The organism is Stenotrophomonas sp. SBJS02, from assembly GCF_020428325.2.
Lineage (GTDB): Bacteria > Pseudomonadota > Gammaproteobacteria > Xanthomonadales > Xanthomonadaceae > Stenotrophomonas > Stenotrophomonas africana.
Map to the genome: position 1 here is coordinate 2336526 of NZ_CP109812.1, position 16781 is coordinate 2353306.

Genomic DNA, 16781 nt, shown 5'->3' on the forward strand with positions numbered 1-16781 from the left:
CCGCGAACGCCGATGTACCCTGACGCCGCCAGCACCCTCCTCAACTTCGATACCGCACGCACCGTGTCCAGTTCCCAGCAGCCGAGCAGCGAGCCGACGAACTGGGCCGGGGACATGGATGGCGTAGCGCGCCTGCGCGACCGCGACTGCTTCATGCGGATCTACGATTACTTCATGCCGCGGTTGTGCGTGTACCTGCGCGGCCTGGGTGCGCCGGATGCGGTTGCCGAGGAACTGGCGCAGGAATGCCTACTGCGCCTGTGGCTGCGAGCGGCCGACTACGATGCGGCCCAGGGCGCGCTGAGTACGTGGCTGTACCGGATTGCGCGGAACCTGCATATCGATCGCATCCGTCGCGAGCGAAGCTGGATGCAGGTGCAGTCAGCGGTGGAGGACGCCGCCACACTGGACGTGATCGAGCGCAGCAGCGCAGAGCAGTTCGCAGACCAGGCACGGCTGCGCCAGCGCATCAACGAGCTGCCCGCGGTGCAGGCGCGGCTGGTGCGGATGTCCTACTTCGAAGCCAAGAGCCACAGCGAGATTGCCGAGGCGCTCGGCATGCCGTTGGGGACGGTGAAGTCACACCTGCGGCGTGCGTTCCTGCAGCTGCAGGCCAAAGTGGGAGGTGCGCTGTGAGCCCGCACCACCACCTGCACGAATCCACCCTCATGAGCTATGCCGCAGGCGCGCTGCCGGCGCCGTTGAGCATCGTGGCCGGTGCCCACCTGGAGCAGTGCCCGCATTGCCGTCAGCGACTGCACGAGGCAGAGGCTATCGGCTCGGTGTTGCTGGAGCAGACGCAGCCGCCTGCCGCCGACGCGCGGCGCGAAAAGTTGCGCGAGGCGATGCTGATGCAACTGGCCACGGAAGCGCCGATGACCATGGCTGGGGTCGTACGCCCCGTGTCGAAGGAGCGGCCTGAGGCCGATCCGGATCATCTCCCGGCCTCGCTGCATCCCTACTTCGGTGCGTCGCTCAGCGGACTGCATTGGCGCTGGATGGCGCCGGGTGTGCATTGCATCCGTGCCGAGCAGATGCCCTCGCTGATCATGCTGAAGATCGCGCCGGGCAAGTGCCTTCCCATGCACAGCCATGGCCGCAGCGAACTGACCCAGATTCTGCGGGGTTCATACAACGATGCGCTGGGGCTGTTCGCGCCGGGCGATGTTGCGGACCTGGATGAAGATGTGGAGCATCAACCGGTGACCGCGCCAGGGGTGCCGTGCATCTGCGTGTCGGCGCTGGATGCGCCGCTGGTGTTCAGTGGTTGGCTGGCGCGGAAGGTGCAGCGGTTTGTGAAGCTCTAGGGCGGGTGTGACGATGGCCGGGACGGGTGCACTACGGATTCTGTTGACCGGCGCCGCCGGCCTGGTGGGGCAGGGCGTGGCGCTGGCCTGCCAGCGCTCGCCGGAGGTCGCCGGACTGACCGCGCTGGTGCGACGCCCAGGCAGTCTGAGCGGGCCCGGCAGCGAACTGATCGTCCCGGACTTCCTGCGTATCGACGCACGGCCTTATGAACTGGCCGGGTTCGATGCCTGCTTCTACTGTGCTGGAGCACCGCCGGTCGGCACGGCCGAGGGCGAGTATCGGCGCGTGACCCTGGACACCACGCTGGCCGTGGCCCGCGCGTGGGCTGCCGTGAACCCGCAAGGCTGCTTCCTGTATGTATCAGGTGCCGGTGCGGACCCTACGAGTCGATTGATGCCGCTGAGGGTGAAGGGCGAGACCGAGGTGGCATTGCAGGCCCTGCCGGTGCGTACCGTGATGCTGCGCCCGGGGGGCGTCAGGCCGGTCCCGGGCACCGGCACCCGTCATGCCCTGCTGAAGCCCCTGTACTGGGGCGGCGCGCCGTTGATGAAGCTGGCCGGCGCGATTACGCCATCGTTGATGACCAGCAATCTGGCTCTCGGTCAGGCGATGATCGCGCTGGCCGGCAGAGAGCATCCGCCGGCAACGGTGGAGTGCGCGGACATCAACCGGATCGCAGCTGGCGAACGCGATCCAGGGGGCTGACCTCAGTGTGGCGCGGCCTCCAGCGCGGTGCGCACCGCGGTCGCCAGGTCACTGCGGGTAAACGGCTTCGGCAGCAGCGCAACCGCGCGTCCCTGGCTGCCCGCCTGGTCATGGTCACGTGGATAGCCCGAGGTGAACAGCACGGCAACTTCCGGCCAGCGTTCACGGACTTCACGCACCAGCTCCCAGCCCGACATGCCGGGCATCACCACGTCCGAGAACAACAGGTTCACCCTGGTATCGGGGCGTTCCAGCAGCCGCAGCGCGGAGGGGCCGTCGTGGGCTTCCAGCACGCGGTAGCCGAGCAGCCGCAGCGAATCCACCGTGTGGGCGCGGACATCGTCGTTGTCCTCGGCCACCAGAATGGTTTCCTCTCGCGGTGAGTAACCCGCCAGACCGGTCTGCGGGGTGCGTGCTTCGCAGGGCAGGGCCAGCGGTGAGCGCGGAAACATCATGGTGATGCTGGTGCCACCGCCTTCCACCGAATCGATCAGCACGTGGCCGCCGGACTGCTTGACGAACCCATGCACCATCGACAGACCCAGCCCGGTGCCGCGGCCGACCTGCTTGGTCGTGAAGAACGGTTCGAACACGCGGGCCAGGGTCGCCGCATCCATGCCGTGGCCGTTGTCCCGCACCCGCAACATCACGTACTCGCCCGGTGTTGCATCCGGGAACAGGGCGGCGTAGTCGTGATCGAGGTGGCTGTTGTCGACCTCGATCACCAGCCGGCCGCCATGCGGCATCGCATCGCGGGCATTGACCGCCAGGTTCAGCACGGAGGCCTCCAGCTGGCTGACGTCGATTTCCACGCACCAGATGTCCTCGGCGCTGCGGACCTCCAGCTGCACCAGCTCACCCAGTGCACGCTGCAGCATGTCGTGCATGTCCAGCAGGCGCTCGTGGAGGTTGGCGGCCTGGCTGTGCAGCGGCTGGCGTCGGGCAAAGGCCAGCAGGCGCTGGGTCAGGCTGGCGGCACGGCCCACGCCCTTCAGCGCATTGTCCAGCGCACGGCTGACCATCGCACCGGGTTCGCCTGCGCGCTCGTTGAGCAGCATGGCGTGCTCAACGTTGCCGGAAATGACCGTAAGGATGTTGTTGAAATCATGCGCGATGCCGCCGGTGAGCTGGCCGACCGCCTCGATCTTCTGTGACTGGCGCAGCGCATGTTCAGCCTGCAGCCGCGCGGTGGTTTCCACCGCCTCGGAAACCACGGCCGTGACCACGCCTTCGGTATCCAGCAGCGGACGGAACGAGAAATCGAAGCTGCGCCGGCCGGTCGGGAGCTCCAGCTCCAGTGCATGCAACGAACTCCGGCCCTGTACGGCTGCGGCGACGGCCCGGTCGATCAGCGCGCCGATGCCATCGGTTGTGCCGAACCAGATCGATTCGCCAAAGCGCTGGCCAATGACGTCCCCCTTGTCTGCCAGCACCGCGGCCAGTGACGCGTCATTGGCATCAACCACGCGTCCGGACAGATCCAGCAGCACCTGATGCTGGAAGCTGGATTCGAAGATCGCCTGCAGGCGCCGCTTGCTGGCCCTCAGTTCGGTGGTGCGCGCCTGCACCTGTCGTTCGAGTACCTGGTTGTCCTCGCGCAGCGCTAGTTCGGCCTTCTTCAACAGTGAAACATCGCTGCCCATGCAGATGTAGCCGACCACGCTGCCATCGGCGGCTTGCTCAGGCACGCAGTCCATCTGCACGAACCGTGATTCGCCGCTGCGGTGGATCAGTTCGACCTGGAAGCTGGTGCGTTCGCCCCGCAATACCCGCTCCAGGCTGGGCAGGGCGTGCTCGAAGGCAGAAGTCCCGCTGACATCCCGTGCCGCGCGACCCAACAGTTCTGCAAGGCTGAATCCGTGCCAGTCCAGGAACGCCTTGTTGGCAAACCGGTAGCGATGGTCCTTGTCCAACTGGGCGATCAGCGCCGGGACGGCATCGGTTACCTGCTGCAGCTGGGCCTGGCTTTCGTTCAGCGCGGCCTGCGCATTGGCCAGCTGGGTACGCTCGTGCGCCTCCTGGCGGGCGCGGCGGATCGCATCGGGCAAGCGTTGCAGGCGTTGCTTCACAACGTAGTCGCGCGCACCGCGCGTGAGTGCCTGTACCGCCAGTTCCTCGGTCAGCGTGCCGGAAACAAAGATGAAAGGCGTCTGCGGCACGCGTTCGCGTGCCAGGGCAAGTGCTGCGTCACCATCGAAGCCTGGCAGGACATGATCGGCGAGGATCACGTCAAACGCACGGTTGTCGATGGCCTCGATGAACGCATTGCGGGTCCACAGGCGCTCGGCCTCGAAGTCGAGGCCGGCGCGCTGCAACTGTGCGCTGATCAGCTCCGCATCAAGCGCGCTGTCCTCCAGCATGAGGATGCGCAGGCGCTCGCTGCGGCGCGATCCATCACGCATTGTGCTGCCCCGAGCCGTTGGGCCGATGCGGCGGCGGCTGGTTGGTGATGCCCCAGAACATGCCCAGCCCCTGGATGGCGTCGAAGAACTCCTTGAAGTCGACCGGCTTGACCACGAATGCGTTGACGCCCAGTTCGTAACTGCGAACCAGGTCCTGCTCTTCACGCGAAGAGGTCAGCATCACCACCGGCGTGCTGCTCAGATCCGGGTCGCTACGCACCTGTTCCAGCACCTCCAGGCCGTTGACCTTGGGCAGCTTCAGGTCCAGCAGCACCACCACCGGGCCGCCGTGCATGGCGCCGGCAAACTTGCCTTCGCAGCGCAGGTAGTCCAGCGCTTCGGCGCCGTCGCGTACATGGATGACATCGTTCAGCAACTGGCAGCGCGACAATGCGGCCAGAGTCAGCTCTGCATCCTTGGGGCTGTCCTCAACCAGGAGGATCGGCCGCAGGTCCCTCATGGGTGATCTCCTGTGGAACGGGGTAGGGTGAAGTGAATCGTGGCGCCCATGCCGGGCTCGCCCTCGGCCCAGGTACGGCCGCCATGGCGGCTGATGATGCGGCGTACATTGGCCAGGCCGATGCCCGTGCCTTCGAACTCTTCGACGTGATGCAGGCGTTGGAACACGCCGAACAGCTTGTCCACGTAGCGCATGTCGAAGCCGCAGCCGTTGTCGCGCACGAAGAAGTGGTCTTCGTCGTCGCTGCGTTCGTGACCGACCTCGATAACAGCCTGGTCGCGCTCGCGGGTGAACTTGATCGCGTTGGCCAGCAGGTTCTGCCAGACCAGGCGCAGCATCGTCGGATCGGCTTCGACCTCCGGCAGCGGTGCGAGCGTCCACTGCACGTCGCGGCCGGCGTAGTCCAAGGCCAGGCTCCGGCACACATCCTCGGCCAGCGCGGTCATGTCCATCCGCACACGCCCCAGGGTGGAGCGCCCCATCTGCGAGAAGCTGAGCAGGTCATCCACCAGTGTTCCGGCGGACTTGGCCGATTCCACGATCGTGTCCAGGAAGCGGCGCTCGGTATCGTTCAGGCGCTCGCCCGCCGAGCTGCCCAGCAGTTCGGAATAACCGACAATGTGACGGAACGGAGCGCGCAGGTCGTGGCTGACCGAGTAGGAGAAGGCTTCCAGTTCCTTGTTGCTGCGGAGCAGCTGCTCGTTCAGTTCGGCCATTTCCTCGGCCTTGCGCAACACGATATCGACGATGGCCGTGCGCATCTCGTGTGCCGCGTCGCAGTCAGCATCGCTCCACGGCAGGCTGCGCTGCTGCACGGTCTCCTTCCAGGCCTCGAACGAGTTGCGCGGAGACAGCGCCACGCCCGGTGCTGCTTCCTTGCGGGGATCGCCACCCCAGCGCACGGTGCGGACCACTTCCGGCCGGAACCACATCAGGTAACTGTCATGCAACTGCGAAATGGACACCGCCAGCAAGCCGCTGGCTACGTCGGCCAAGTGCGCGGCAGGCGGCCAGTCGGCTGCCAGGTGGTCGGTGCAGTAGGTTTCCTGGCCGGCCTGCTGCGTGGCCAGCCAATTCGCCAGGGCCAGCACGTCGCTGGCGGAAGGGCACTCGCCGACACGCAGGCACTCGCCCTTGTGCACGATCGCTGCGCCGGCCGCGCCAGTCAGCGACAGCAGGCTGGCTTCGTCCTGGCGCAGGGCCGCCATGAATTCTTCGTCGCCGGCCATGCGACCCAGTAGTTTGACCAGTATCGAGCGACGGGCAACGCGCTCTTCGATCGCACGCGCACGCTCCTTCAACGCAATCTGCAGCGACAGGATCTGGCCCATGAACTCGCAGGCAGTGCGCACGTGGTAGGGCAGGCGGCGCGGCTGCACGGTGTGGCAGGACACCAGGCCCCACAAGCGACCTTCATGCACCAGCGACACCGACATCGACGCGCCGGTACCCATGTTGCGCATGTAATGCAGGTGCACCGGCGAGACGCTGCGCAGCACCGCCAGGCTCAGGTCGGTGGGCGGCGCGTCGCGATGGTCCTCGGCCCGCATCAGCGGGGCAGGGGTGTAGTTGTTGTCCGCGATCAGGCGGACCCGGTTGCGGCGGTAGAGTTCGCGGGCCTGCGCGGGAATGTCCGACTCGGGGAAGCGCAGGTCCAGGTAGGACGGCAACAGGCCGTTGCCATCCTCCGCCACCACCATGCCGTTCCAGCCAGCATCGAACTGATAGACCAGGGTGCGGTCGAAGCCGGTGAGCCGGCGCATGTGCGCGGCCGCCAGCGTGCACAGGTCTTCCACCGTCGCCGCCGATTCAATGCCGGTCATCAGTTCGCGGATGGCCGGATACAACTCTTCCAGTGAGCCCGGCTGGCCCGGGACCGGTGCTTCCAGCTCGACCAGCAGATCGGTGGCCGAACGGTGCACCAGCAACTGATGCCGGCCGTGGCCGTCCAGATGCACGGCACCGACGTGGGCACTGCTGCCGACCATGGCCTGCTGGAACAACCCCTGGAACGGGGCCAGAACCCCGCCCAGCACCTCGCTGACAGGCTGCATCAATGGCTCGCCAAACTGCTGCAGCAGCCCCGGGTGGCTGATGGCGCGCTCGCGCACCAGCAGGGAGTGCGGCTCAACGACAAGAAGCACGCCGTACGGCTGGATCGCGCCGGGGGTGTGGATCGGTTCGCGCGCGCAGCCGGACAGGGCAGTGTCGTGCGCGGACTCAGCAGAAGGCATCAAGGGCGAGACTCACGATTCGTGGATGGCTGGAAAGCCCAGTGATACATCCGGTATCCATGGATGGTGAAGCAAAAGTGTGCATCCGCATACCACCACGTGTACGTGAAAGGCATTTCATTCAAACCTGAATTCTTCATCTACGCACCGGCGAACGAACTGGAAGGCGTCTGTCGCGGCTACGCAGGCCTGCGCGCGCTCGTCGGCACTTAAAACGAGCGCATCCAATCCGTCGCGCTCGCGTCTCCAGCACTCCGCCACGCCCAGTTCGGACGGGCGCAGGTGACGCGCTCCGTAGCCGGCATGAAGCTGCAACGCCGCGGCCATCTTCAACAGCACGGCGGCACCGAGCGTTGAGCCCTCCGCCACATAGCGCCAGCCCACCGCGGCCGCCTTCGAGAACGCATGCGGCTGCGGTCGCCACGCGTGGGGTACCGGCACGATCGCGCCCAGATCACGAAGGTCCTCTTCGATCAGCGCCAAGCGGGTCGTGCTCGGATCCCACATCCGGTACAGCGGCGCAATGGTGTGGTGGAAGTGCCACTGCACGCGCAGGAAGCCGAGATAGCGCTGGCGCGACGCGAAGATGTGCTGGTGCAACAGATGCTGGTCGAGGCGAGCATGGACCGTTCGCGTGTGTTCCTTCAGCGCGACGCTGAGCGCAACGTGATCAGGCTGTGCTGGCAAGATGGGAGTAGGCATCGGCGCGCAGCCTAGCAGACTCGGGCGTAAAGGCCGGCAGGGGTTTCGCAGTCGGTACATCTGAACTGCACGCCGGCTCGACAACGATTGCCCTACGGTGACTCCACTCTCCATAGATGCCATGCCCGTGAACCTGCAGACCGTGCCCGCGACCCCGTACCGCATGCTCCCTGACAGCTGCCAGTTTGAACTGCTGGATGTGGATGCACTGCAGGATCCTGCCAGTGGCCGCTTGTTGCATCTGTACTCGCTGGTCGCCCGCTGCCTGTCCTGCGAGACGGTCTTCAAGGCAGAAGAAGGGCAGGGCCTGGTCAGCCATACGGCGGCGCGGGTGGTGCGATGCCCCACCGGCTGCGGCCAGCAGGCATTCAAGCCGGCGCTGCTGCGGTCATGGCGCCCGCAGGCCATTGCCCAGGCCTGAGCGGTAGACAATCCTGTCACGTTGTTACAGCATCCCGGGATTGGCTCGCCAGACCGCGAAGTTGAGTGCCGAAGCAAACGAGATCCAGGCAAGGTAGGGAAGCAGCAGCACCGCTGCGACCGGGCGGATGCGCGCAAACGCGACGATCGTTGCGCACACCAGCACAATCAACACAAGAATGTCAGCGAAGGCGAGGACGCCCAGCCTCCAGCCGAAGAACAGCCAGCTCCACAGTCCGTTGACGGCCAGTTGCAGCAGATAGAGCACCAATGCCGGTCGTGCGCCTCGCCAGCCACGTTCGCGCCAGGCCAGCCACGCGGCAAGCGCCATCATGGCGTAGAGCAGCGTCCACACCGGACCAAACACGCTGGCCGGTGGCGCCCAGGTGGGAAGGGCGAGGGTGGCATAGAAGCTGGCGGCCGATGTGGATGCCCACGCGCCCAAGGCGGCCACGACGAAGGTGATCGCCACCCATCCCAGAAGTCCGGAAACCTGTGAACTCCGCTTCATACCGTGCAGCTCCGTGATGCGCATGCTCGCGTATACGCACAGAGGCCGCGAATGGATGCAGGTTGCGGGCGTTCAGTCCGAAGAGCTGGCGGTACCCGTTCCCTGGCTCGCTGGCAGCAGCGAAGGCCGTTGATCAAACCACTCGCGTGCCTTGGCCAGATGCCATTGGCGCTGGTCACCGTCCAGTTCGATCCCCGCACCCAGCAGTCCCCACCGAAGATAGAGATCACCGCGTTTGCGCTGTTCGAGCAGATCCAGTCGCGCGCGTACCGACAGGCGATCGTTCTCGGCCTGCAGCCCATCGATGACCAGATGGCCAGGGCGCCAGCGCAGCGTCGCCTGGGCCTGCACCTGGCCGGAGTCCAGCAGGGACAGGGTCCAGCGCGGGTAGTCGGTGCGCTCTGCGAACAGCGCCAGCAACGGTCGTGCATCGCTGAGATCCAGATCCGTGGTGGCGTCCACCTGGAACGGCGACTGCGCATCGATACGACCACGCTTGAAGACCGCGCGGCCTTTCCATGCAGTCGAGCCCTGCGTGCCCGCCACCTGCACGTTGCGCAGCTCGACCGTGGTGCCGGACAGATCGAAATGACGCTGGTTGAAGTCACCACGGCGCAGGGTTGCGTTCACGTCGACGTCGCCGCCCATGTCCAGCCCCGCCACCTTGGCACTGGCGTTGCGCCCCAGCAGCCGGGCCGTGCCATGGCCGACGCGCCCGTCGGTGTCGAGGGTCGCGTCACCGCTCAGGGTGCCAGTGCCACGGAGCAATCGCACCTGTGGCGAGCCAAGGTAGCGATTGTAGGCGGTCAGATCAGGAATGGTTGCTTCCTTGAAGCGCAGCTGGGCGCGGACACCTTTGCGCAGTTCCTGCAGGCGGCCATCGCCGGTCAGGTCGAGGGCCAGATCACGGCCGTCGAACAGGCGCACGTCCTTGGCATCGGTTGGCCGCGCAGTGAATCGCGGCAAGCGGACGGCCAGCTGTGCCTGATTGGGGCTGCCGGCCTTCAACTCGCCATGGGCGCTGGCCGTTCCCGCCAGGCGGACGCCGGCGACTTCGGCGACGGCCTCGGCGGCGGGGATGTCCACGGTGCTGCCTTCGATCAGCTCGCCGTTGCGAAGCTGCAGGTCCGCCTTCAGCGTGCCGCCACCATCCAGCTGCAGCCATGGCTTGCGCACGAACAGGGCAGGGATCCAGTTGAGCGAGGTGAATGTCCATTCGCCGCGCACGGTGCCCGAGCTGCGTTCCAGCAACCGGGCAGGCGCCTGGAACGGGATGTCGCGCCCGCTGATGTGCAGATCCGCATCCACTTCGCTACCCGAGCCGCGACGCATGGGCAGGCGTGCCTGCAGGCGCAGGTCGTTGGCCACGTTGAGCTGCAGGGCCAGCAGGCCGCGATCCGGGGCACCGTCGCCCAGGTGGAGAGGCACCTGCCAGAGCGCTTGGTCGCCGGGCTGGAGCTGACCGTCGATCATGTGGAGCGTCAGCTGGAGGCGTCCAGGCACCGGAGCACTGGAAATCTTCGGCGTGGCGACATCAGTGTCCATCCGCAGGCCCTGGCTGCGGGCATCGACCTCGAGCTGGGCATGCAGAAGTTTCAGCTTGGCCAGGCCGGGCGCCTGGTCCCGATAGTGGCGCGGATAGCTGAAGCGCGCAGTGAGATCCATGTCGCCCAGCAGCTGCACACCGTCAAAGCTGGTGTCCGCATCGCTGAACGCAACCTCGGATTCGAACAGTTCGGATGGGCCGCCACGCAGCTGCTTCAGGAACCCCACGGTACCCTGGCCCTTGCCGATGATCAGCAGCTTGCCGAAGCGTGCGCTGCGGATGCTGTCGCTGTGGATGGCGTTGAAACGCAAGGTCCAGCCCTGGTCGCTGCGCGGCGGTGAAGGGATGGCCTCTTCGACGCGGCTGATCTCGGCGGAAACTCCGGTGGCCTGCAGCCTTGGCACCCGCACCTCGCGCTGGAACAGGGGCAGCACCGCCAATCGGGCGCTGGCGCGGTCTGCATGCAACACGTAGACGGTGTGGTTCACGTGGCCGCGCATGTGCACGTTCCAGGCAATGACGTGGCCGGGCAGCACGGTAATGGCCGGCCCGGTGGTCATCACGAACTTCTGCGGCTTGCGGTTGGTGACCTGGTCGAACAGAGGGCTGTTGAGGAAGATGTTGCCGGCCAGCAGGTACAGCAGGTAGATGCCAAGCAGGAGGTAGCCAGCCACGCGCCATCGTCGGAAGCGGTGTGGGATGCGCGCGGAAACAGGGGGCATTTACTGCTCAAAAGGTTGGAATTTCCTCAACTATTACGGAGCGGATGGCGGTGGCGCGTGAAGCAGCTACGGGGCCGGAGCTCGATTCTGGTAGTGTCCGGCCTGGTCACGACCACAGATCTGCAGGAGACGCATGGAGATCCGGCCCGCCCGTGCAGGCGATTTCGAGGTGATGTGGGGCATGTTCAAGGAAGCCATTGCGATGCAGGATGCGCTGCCCTTTGCCGGCTCTTTCGCCGTCGAGACGTTTCGCGCGCATTGGTTCCAGGTCCAGGCACCTCATGTGGCTGTGCTGGAGGGCCGGGTGGTGGGCATGTACAAGATGGGCCCGAACTTCCCTGATCTAGGGGCGCACGTGGCCAGCGCCACGTATGTGGTGGATGCGCCGGAACAAGGGCAAGGCGTGGGCCGGGCGCTGGTGGAACACAGCCTGGAGCGGGCGAGGGCGGAAGGATTCCTGGCCATGCAGTTCAATTACGTAGTCAGTACCAACGGCCCGGCCGTGGCGCTGTACCGGAAGCTGGGGTTCGATGTGGTCGGGACGTTACCGAAGGCGTTCCGGCACGGTCAGTTGGGGTTGGTCGATGTCTTCGTGATGCACAGGTTCCTGTAGTGCCGTCGCCGGGTCGGTCGCCTCAATCAGCGTTCTTTGGGAGCGTGATGACGAATGAAGTGCGACCATCCCGCCATCGTCCATGGACAGTGCCGCGGTGCGCGTGGCAGATTTCCCGCACCAGGAACAGGCCGAGGCCCAAGCTCGCGTGTTCGCCTTGTGACGCGTTGTGCGAGCCTCTGCGCAAGGGATCGAACAGACTGTTGAACTCTTCGTCCGATAGTTCGGCCCCGGTGTTGCTCACCGTGATCATGATCTGGTCGACGAGGCCCTCAAGGCTGATCCGCACATCGGTGCCGTGTTCGCCGTACTTTGCAGCGTTGGTCGTGAGGTTGTGAACCGCCTCGCGCAACGAAGAGGCGTCGAAGCAACCGTGGGCATCGCCTTCAGCCTCATACTTGATGGGGACGTGGGGCAGGGAAGCGCGAAGCAATTCGACTTCGTCGCCAAGCGATTGTGCAAGATCGCAGTCCACCGGATGAATGGCCATGCCATCGCCCAGCTTGCTGCGGCTGTAAGCCAGCAGGTCGTCGAGCAGCTTGTTCATGCGCATGCTGCCATTGAGGATCCGCTCGGCCTGCCTGGACAATGCCGGATCCTGCAGTCCACTGGCCAGAGTGTCCGCCGAGAGCATGACCGCTGCCAAAGGACCTCGGAGATCATGCCCGAGCGCTGCCAGGAAGATCTGCCTCCAGGACTCGACCTCGGCAGAGAACTGAGCAAGGGATTCGGCGACCGCCTGATCGATGGCCTCATTGAAACGAAGGATGTCATCGATCGATGAAGTGATCAGCTGCTGGTCGGATGCCCATCGCCGAAGTACCGAAGCCCGGAGTGCTCGATACTCGGCCACCATCTGGTTGAGGCCAAAGCCGGCGATGGCGCGGGTTCGGCCATGATAGGACGCGGCGGACTCGGGGCCGGGCTTCAACGGTGCAAGCCCGTGGGACTTTGCGACCTGCTGGGAGGCTGTCTGCGGCGATCTGAGATCGTCTACAACTGCCTGAAGAATCTGGGGAAGATGATTCCGAAGTTGCTTTACGCTGAACTCGACAGTATCGGGCGCCTGCGTTTCGGCGAATGCCACCGCGTCTTCCAGGATTTCCCGCGCATTCCGTTCGATAAAATCAGCCAGGCGCATCGCCAAACCCGTCCTTAAGTGGTGCGTCGAGCCTACACCGGCGGGCCTGCATGCTGGGGGAGAAGGTTGGCGCCGTGGAGCCTGGTTCTGGGGGCGTTGGGAGGGTTACTTGAAGGGGGGCAGCATGCGGCCAGGACTGGACTGGACTGGACTGGACTGCTTGGGGTTCGTCTGGGCAGACTTCTTTGTAACATAATATACATACCGCCGTTGTCGGCAGCGCTAACCGCCTGAATTTTGGCGGTTTTTGCGTTTGCTAGACCTGGCATCGACAGCGCTACCAGCGCGACGACCGCAGCCGCCGCGCTCATTCTGTCCAGCATGAGGCGCCAGAGGGCCCGCTCGGTTGCCGACGTGGCGCGCTCGGCATGGATCATTGCGATCCAAGTGGGGCCGTCCAGCTTCGCAAGGGCGCAAATCTGCGCAATTCGCTCATCGGCCAGCGGCGTATCGCCTTTCCTCCAGCGGGACACCAGCGACCGGGTCACGGTCAGCCTTTCAGCCAAAGCCATATCGGACGCGAGATTCAAGCGAATTTTCACGTTGTCAAGTAGTTCGTTGACGGCGGTCATGGCGGCTCCAGTTGATCGATCAGTTGACACGTGTTTCCCGATCAGTTTACATGCGCCTCGTTGAGTGATCACTCAACACCCGCCACCGGCACCCCAAGGCCGCTGGCGGGTTCTCTTGGGGCTTGGGGCAGGGGATCACGGATGTTCGACGCCATCTCATCCTTCGCGCTGCTGGGGGCCATTGTGGCTATCTCCATTGGTGCCGCTCGTATCGTTTCGTGGCTGCTCGACCGGCGTGACTACACCGCCTCGCAGCAGTCACGCGAAGCCCAGGTCATCGCACTCGCAGAGGCGGAGATTGCCGCCACCAAGCGCGGCGATCTGCTGGCCGCCGCTCGCTACGCCGAACAGCACGAGGCCGGCCGTGCGTAAGTTCGATTGGTGGCTGGTTCCCTTCGTCATTTTCATGGTCTGCGGGGCAGGGCTTGGTTTCTGGATCGGCACCGCGTTCGCGGCTGACTGGAATGCGGTCGTGGCCGAGCGTGGCGAAATTCGCAACGCCTGCATCGCCGGTAACGACCGTGCTTGTCGCATGTACGAGGTCGAATATGGCCGTTGATCAGGTCCGCGAGTTCCTCAGCGATCCGCTTGTGGTCGCCGTGCTGGGCGGCGTGCTGCTTACCGGCCTCTATTGGTCGCTGGTGTTCGCCCTGCGCTGCAAGGGTGGTCGCAATGGTCGGTGATCGCGCGGTGCCGGCCGGGTCGGGACTCCCCTCGTCTAACAGGGGAGTCAGTGAATTCAGGAACCCCGAGGGAACCCTGACGGTCGGCATTGATTGGTTCTCCGCTTCCATCGATCTGCGAGCAGCGCTGGACGAGGTCGCATTCCGTGATGGCGACAGTTTCGAAGAGGTCCGCCAGTGGATCGAGTTCTCCCCGGAGAATGCGCGCATCGCGGCCCTGCAAGTGTTCTGCTGGTTCTTCGCCGGGCTTGGCCTTGAACTGGATGAAACAGCGGGCGGCGGTCGCTTCTACACCTGGCGTATCAAGATCATCGACGCGGCCAAGAAGTTCGTCGGGATGATCGAACTCGGCGGCGAAGAGTGCCGCCGCGCCGATGGCACGTATACCGCCCGCATCGAGCTAACCGGCGACGGATGCAAAGCGATAGGCGCAGCGCGCTGCGGCCATGCGCAGCGGTGGCTGGAGCTTCGAGCGAAGCTCGAAAGCTGCGCCGGAAGGATCACCCGTGTCGACGTGTGCGCCGATGACCTGTTGGGCGAGTACCCGTTGCGTCTGGCCCAGAAATGGTATGCCGCTGGTGAGTTCGACAACCGTGGTCAGCGCCCCAAGGCGCAGCTGGTAGACGACTACGACAGTGGCGACGGCAAGACGCTCTATATCGGCGGCAAGAAGTCGGAAAAGCAGCTGCGCGTCTACGAGAAGGGCAGGGAGCAGGGCGATAAGAGTTCGCCGTGGGTGCGCTATGAGGCTCAGTTCCGCAACTCAAACCGCAAGGAACTGCCCCTCGACATTCTGCGGGATCCGGCCTCCTACCTGCTCGGCGCCTATCCGGTCCTGTCCTTTCTGCGCTGCGTTGCCACGCGCATCGAAATCACGAAAGCCGCTGTCGAGGCCACGTGGAAGAGCGTACGTCGCCATATCCGCCGCCAATACGGCGCGGCCCTCAATTTCATCGCCAAGAACTGCCCAGACGATCAGGCATTGCGGGCGGTAATCGAATCCTGCACTTCGCCATCGCTGCCGAAGTGGGTAACAGGTGACACAGCAGCGCATTGGCCCGAAATCGCGGCCGTACAACCAACCTCAAAGGGGTAACGAAATGATCAAGGTCACCGTACTGGATTCGCAGATCAACGAGCGTGGCGGCAGCTTCACCAACGACCGCAACGAGAACGTTGAATTCACCACCCGCAAGCAGCGCGCCAAGCTGGAGGCGGACGGTTTCGCCTATCTGTTCGACGTGCGCCTGGACAAGGGTCAGTCGGGCTATCCGGCGGGCGAGTACGAGCTCGACGTCCCGGCCATGCTGCAGGTCAATAAGGGCGTTGCAACCCTGAGCAAGTTCACGGTCCTGCGCCCGCTGCAGAAGGCTGCGCCGCGCCCGGCAGCGCAGGCCTAAGTCATGGCTGTGTGCGTGTCTCTGACGGCTGAGGGGACGCTTGTACCCACCGGGGAGCCTGCATCGCAGTGTGGTGGGTATGTGCTTGTGTCGGCGGCAGAACACGCACAGGCCTCAATCCTCATCGATCTATTCCAGTGGCCCGAACCGGAAGTGGCCACTGGTTGGTTCTCGGGGGTGTTCACGCTGGTGCTCGCACTGAACGTGCTGGGCTACATCGTGGGCGCCGTCGTGAAGTCGGTCAGTACAGAGCGGGATTGACCACCCCATCCAACGCGCACAACGCGCACAACAAAAGGAGCAGTGCAATGGACTTCGGCGACATTCTGACCGGCCTCGCAGCCGCCAGCGCAGTCAGCGCAATCATCAGCGCAGGTGCCATCAAGGCATCCCCGGGCTTCGCCCGCTGGGCGACCAACAAGGTCGCCACCTTCTTCCGCTGATCGCGGGAGAATTGTGACGGGGAGGGGCTGGGAAACCGGCCCCGATTCCTATGCAGACACAGCCCGATGACGTGAGCGCCGATGAGTGCCAGGACGATTGGTGCCCAGAGTGTGGTGGCGATGACGTGATCGTGTTGGACGACGGCAATCTGTGGTGCACGGAGTGCCGTGCCGTCGTTGACTACTAGGGGCGGGTGATGGACTTCAGTGGGGTGTTCCTCGGGCTATCCGTCGCACAGGTGGTGGCAGCAATTGTTGGTGCCGGCACGTTGATGGCGCTCCCTTGGTTCGGACGATGGTGTGTCGACAAGATCGCAGGCTTCTTTGAGGACCGCGAGGACCAGGACGCGGACGAACACGCTGACGATGAGGCGGGAGAGGTTGAAGAGGTCGTGTGCGCTGACACCGGCCATGACTATGACGGTGGCGAGTGCATCTTCTGCGGCCAACCGGAAAAGGAGGATTGACGATGCTGGTGTGCATGGTTTTCGCGTTTATCGGCGGCCTGACGGGGCATGCTGTCGCATTGGCGTTCAATGAGGCCAGCCAATGATTGATCTAGCTGGCCGCAGCTATCTCCTGTGGCTACGCGTAGTGGTCGCGATGCTCATACTGAGCGCAGCGAGGCACGCGCACGCTGTTTCATATCCAGATGAAGGGCTTGCGTATGCTGGCTGTATGGAGCATGCGTCTCGCGCAAATGCTAATCCGAACATTGGCGCCTCATTCAAGCCGCTTGTCTGTGATCGTTACAGCACGACCGGATTCTGTGTTGCTCGCAAGGGTGGCGCCGGCTGTGTTGGTACATCATCGGAGTACGGATATCAGGGTGAGCATACGTACCCAGCCCACGCCAGTTGCGCATCCCGTGCGGAGGAAACAAGCTGGAAAGGGGGGGGTACTACCGGGCTTGACAGCG

Annotated in this window: 21 protein-coding genes; 13 read left to right on the forward strand and 8 right to left on the reverse strand. The window is 64.6% G+C overall.

The genetic code is table 11. The annotated features are described in order from the left end of the window. Positions 1–12: 12 nt before the first annotated feature. Genes FQS62_RS10955 through FQS62_RS10965 form a run of 3 tightly spaced genes read left to right on the forward strand, consistent with a single transcriptional unit; the run spans position 13 to position 2013 of the window. The gene (locus FQS62_RS10955) at positions 13–636 is read left to right on the forward strand and encodes a sigma-70 family RNA polymerase sigma factor (RefSeq protein ID WP_049449486.1); all 624 of its coding nucleotides are present in this window, start codon (positions 13–15) and stop codon (positions 634–636) included. After that, on the forward strand, positions 633–1307 hold the full coding sequence (locus FQS62_RS10960) for a ChrR family anti-sigma-E factor (protein ID WP_049449484.1): 675 nt from the start codon (positions 633–635) through the stop codon (positions 1305–1307). The genes FQS62_RS10955 and FQS62_RS10960 overlap by 4 nt, the downstream gene beginning before the upstream one ends. A 13-nt stretch (positions 1308–1320) precedes the next feature. Continuing rightward, positions 1321–2013 (forward strand): Rossmann-fold NAD(P)-binding domain-containing protein, encoded by a 693-nt coding sequence (locus FQS62_RS10965; RefSeq protein WP_208044091.1) that lies wholly within the window; start codon positions 1321–1323, stop codon positions 2011–2013. 2 nt (positions 2014–2015) lie between these two features. On the opposite strand, the gene FQS62_RS10970 is transcribed toward FQS62_RS10965, so the two are convergent. The 4 genes from FQS62_RS10970 to FQS62_RS10985 all read right to left on the reverse strand — a co-directional run bounded on the left by FQS62_RS10970 (position 2016) and on the right by FQS62_RS10985 (position 7811). Next, a complete protein-coding gene (locus FQS62_RS10970; protein ID WP_208044092.1) occupies positions 2016–4415 on the reverse strand; it encodes a response regulator in 2400 nt (799 codons plus the stop codon). Further along, positions 4408–4875, reverse strand: coding sequence for a response regulator (locus FQS62_RS10975; protein ID WP_010485778.1), 468 nt, complete (start codon positions 4873–4875; stop codon positions 4408–4410). Before FQS62_RS10975 ends, FQS62_RS10970 begins: the two co-directional genes overlap by 8 nt. Continuing rightward, the gene (locus FQS62_RS10980; protein WP_208044093.1) at positions 4872–7109 is read right to left on the reverse strand and encodes an ATP-binding protein; all 2238 of its coding nucleotides are present in this window, start codon (positions 7107–7109) and stop codon (positions 4872–4874) included. Before FQS62_RS10980 ends, FQS62_RS10975 begins: the two co-directional genes overlap by 4 nt. Before the next feature lie 117 nt (positions 7110–7226). Beyond that, positions 7227–7811 carry a biliverdin-producing heme oxygenase gene (locus FQS62_RS10985; protein WP_208044094.1) on the reverse strand — a complete coding sequence of 195 codons (585 nt, stop codon included), beginning with the start codon at positions 7809–7811 and terminating at the stop codon, positions 7227–7229. Between the two features lie 127 nt (positions 7812–7938). Here FQS62_RS10985 and FQS62_RS10990 point away from each other — a divergent pair, with 127 nt between their 5' ends. Next, on the forward strand, positions 7939–8232 hold the full coding sequence (locus FQS62_RS10990; protein WP_049449534.1) for a hypothetical protein: 294 nt from the start codon (positions 7939–7941) through the stop codon (positions 8230–8232). A 24-nt stretch (positions 8233–8256) separates the two neighbouring features. Here FQS62_RS10990 and FQS62_RS10995 read toward each other — a convergent pair whose 3' ends face one another. Then, complete coding sequence (locus FQS62_RS10995) at positions 8257–8742, reverse strand: TspO/MBR family protein (RefSeq protein ID WP_208044108.1); 486 nt, start codon at positions 8740–8742, stop codon at positions 8257–8259. Between the two features lie 72 nt (positions 8743–8814). Beyond that, on the reverse strand, positions 8815–11010 hold the full coding sequence (locus tag FQS62_RS11000; RefSeq protein ID WP_208044095.1) for an AsmA family protein: 2196 nt from the start codon (positions 11008–11010) through the stop codon (positions 8815–8817). A 133-nt stretch (positions 11011–11143) separates the two neighbouring features. On the opposite strand from FQS62_RS11000, the gene FQS62_RS11005 reads away from it, so the two are divergent. Beyond that, entirely contained in the window at positions 11144–11623 is a 480-nt protein-coding gene (locus FQS62_RS11005) for a GNAT family N-acetyltransferase (RefSeq protein WP_208044096.1), read from the forward strand. A 22-nt stretch (positions 11624–11645) separates the two neighbouring features. Here FQS62_RS11005 and FQS62_RS11010 read toward each other — a convergent pair whose 3' ends face one another. Further along, positions 11646–12764 (reverse strand): sensor histidine kinase, encoded by a 1119-nt coding sequence (locus FQS62_RS11010; protein ID WP_208044097.1) that lies wholly within the window; start codon positions 12762–12764, stop codon positions 11646–11648. A gap of 32 nt (positions 12765–12796) precedes the next feature. Beyond that, a complete protein-coding gene (locus tag FQS62_RS11015; protein WP_208044098.1) occupies positions 12797–13336 on the reverse strand; it encodes a DUF3693 domain-containing protein in 540 nt (179 codons plus the stop codon). Between the two features lie 141 nt (positions 13337–13477). Here FQS62_RS11015 and FQS62_RS11020 point away from each other — a divergent pair, with 141 nt between their 5' ends. The 8 genes from FQS62_RS11020 (at position 13478) to FQS62_RS11055 (ending at position 16329) form a co-directional block, all read left to right on the forward strand. Beyond that, positions 13478–13708, forward strand: coding sequence for a hypothetical protein (locus FQS62_RS11020; protein ID WP_208044099.1), 231 nt, complete (start codon positions 13478–13480; stop codon positions 13706–13708). Further along, the gene (locus FQS62_RS11025; protein WP_208044100.1) at positions 13701–13895 is read left to right on the forward strand and encodes a hypothetical protein; all 195 of its coding nucleotides are present in this window, start codon (positions 13701–13703) and stop codon (positions 13893–13895) included. The genes FQS62_RS11020 and FQS62_RS11025 overlap by 8 nt, the downstream gene beginning before the upstream one ends. After that, positions 13885–14019: a hypothetical protein gene (locus tag FQS62_RS11030; RefSeq protein WP_264168688.1), complete on the forward strand. Its 135-nt coding sequence runs from the start codon at positions 13885–13887 to the stop codon at positions 14017–14019. The genes FQS62_RS11025 and FQS62_RS11030 overlap by 11 nt, the downstream gene beginning before the upstream one ends. Further along, a complete protein-coding gene (locus tag FQS62_RS11035; protein WP_208044101.1) occupies positions 14009–15115 on the forward strand; it encodes a replication initiation factor domain-containing protein in 1107 nt (368 codons plus the stop codon). Before FQS62_RS11030 ends, FQS62_RS11035 begins: the two co-directional genes overlap by 11 nt. Positions 15116–15119: 4 nt before the next feature. Beyond that, positions 15120–15419 (forward strand): single-stranded DNA-binding protein, encoded by a 300-nt coding sequence (locus FQS62_RS11040; protein ID WP_208044102.1) that lies wholly within the window; start codon positions 15120–15122, stop codon positions 15417–15419. Positions 15420–15434: 15 nt separating this feature from the next. Next, positions 15435–15680: a hypothetical protein gene (locus FQS62_RS11045; protein ID WP_226053463.1), complete on the forward strand. Its 246-nt coding sequence runs from the start codon at positions 15435–15437 to the stop codon at positions 15678–15680. Between the two features lie 47 nt (positions 15681–15727). After that, positions 15728–15862, forward strand: coding sequence for a hypothetical protein (locus FQS62_RS11050; RefSeq protein WP_049396927.1), 135 nt, complete (start codon positions 15728–15730; stop codon positions 15860–15862). Positions 15863–16059: 197 nt separating this feature from the next. Further along, the gene (locus FQS62_RS11055; protein WP_204309920.1) at positions 16060–16329 is read left to right on the forward strand and encodes a hypothetical protein; all 270 of its coding nucleotides are present in this window, start codon (positions 16060–16062) and stop codon (positions 16327–16329) included. The last annotated feature ends 452 nt before the right edge of the window (positions 16330–16781 follow it).

Coding starts and splice junctions, on each gene's coding strand:
- FQS62_RS10955 (WP_049449486.1), top strand. CDS start 13: ATGTACCCTGACGCCGCCAGCACCCTCCTCAACTTCGATACCGCACGC.
- FQS62_RS10965 (WP_208044091.1), top strand. CDS start 1,321: ATGGCCGGGACGGGTGCACTACGGATTCTGTTGACCGGCGCCGCCGGC.
- FQS62_RS10970 (WP_208044092.1), bottom strand. CDS start 4,415: ATGCGTGATGGATCGCGCCGCAGCGAGCGCCTGCGCATCCTCATGCTG.
- FQS62_RS10975 (WP_010485778.1), bottom strand. CDS start 4,875: ATGAGGGACCTGCGGCCGATCCTCCTGGTTGAGGACAGCCCCAAGGAT.
- FQS62_RS10980 (WP_208044093.1), bottom strand. CDS start 7,109: ATGCCTTCTGCTGAGTCCGCGCACGACACTGCCCTGTCCGGCTGCGCG.
- FQS62_RS10985 (WP_208044094.1), bottom strand. CDS start 7,811: ATGCCTACTCCCATCTTGCCAGCACAGCCTGATCACGTTGCGCTCAGC.
- FQS62_RS10995 (WP_208044108.1), bottom strand. CDS start 8,742: ATGAAGCGGAGTTCACAGGTTTCCGGACTTCTGGGATGGGTGGCGATC.
- FQS62_RS11000 (WP_208044095.1), bottom strand. CDS start 11,010: ATGCCCCCTGTTTCCGCGCGCATCCCACACCGCTTCCGACGATGGCGC.
- FQS62_RS11005 (WP_208044096.1), top strand. CDS start 11,144: ATGGAGATCCGGCCCGCCCGTGCAGGCGATTTCGAGGTGATGTGGGGC.
- FQS62_RS11010 (WP_208044097.1), bottom strand. CDS start 12,764: ATGCGCCTGGCTGATTTTATCGAACGGAATGCGCGGGAAATCCTGGAA.
- FQS62_RS11015 (WP_208044098.1), bottom strand. CDS start 13,336: ATGACCGCCGTCAACGAACTACTTGACAACGTGAAAATTCGCTTGAAT.
- FQS62_RS11020 (WP_208044099.1), top strand. CDS start 13,478: ATGTTCGACGCCATCTCATCCTTCGCGCTGCTGGGGGCCATTGTGGCT.
- FQS62_RS11030 (WP_264168688.1), top strand. CDS start 13,885: ATGGCCGTTGATCAGGTCCGCGAGTTCCTCAGCGATCCGCTTGTGGTC.
- FQS62_RS11035 (WP_208044101.1), top strand. CDS start 14,009: ATGGTCGGTGATCGCGCGGTGCCGGCCGGGTCGGGACTCCCCTCGTCT.
- FQS62_RS11040 (WP_208044102.1), top strand. CDS start 15,120: ATGATCAAGGTCACCGTACTGGATTCGCAGATCAACGAGCGTGGCGGC.
- FQS62_RS11050 (WP_049396927.1), top strand. CDS start 15,728: ATGGACTTCGGCGACATTCTGACCGGCCTCGCAGCCGCCAGCGCAGTC.
- FQS62_RS11055 (WP_204309920.1), top strand. CDS start 16,060: ATGGACTTCAGTGGGGTGTTCCTCGGGCTATCCGTCGCACAGGTGGTG.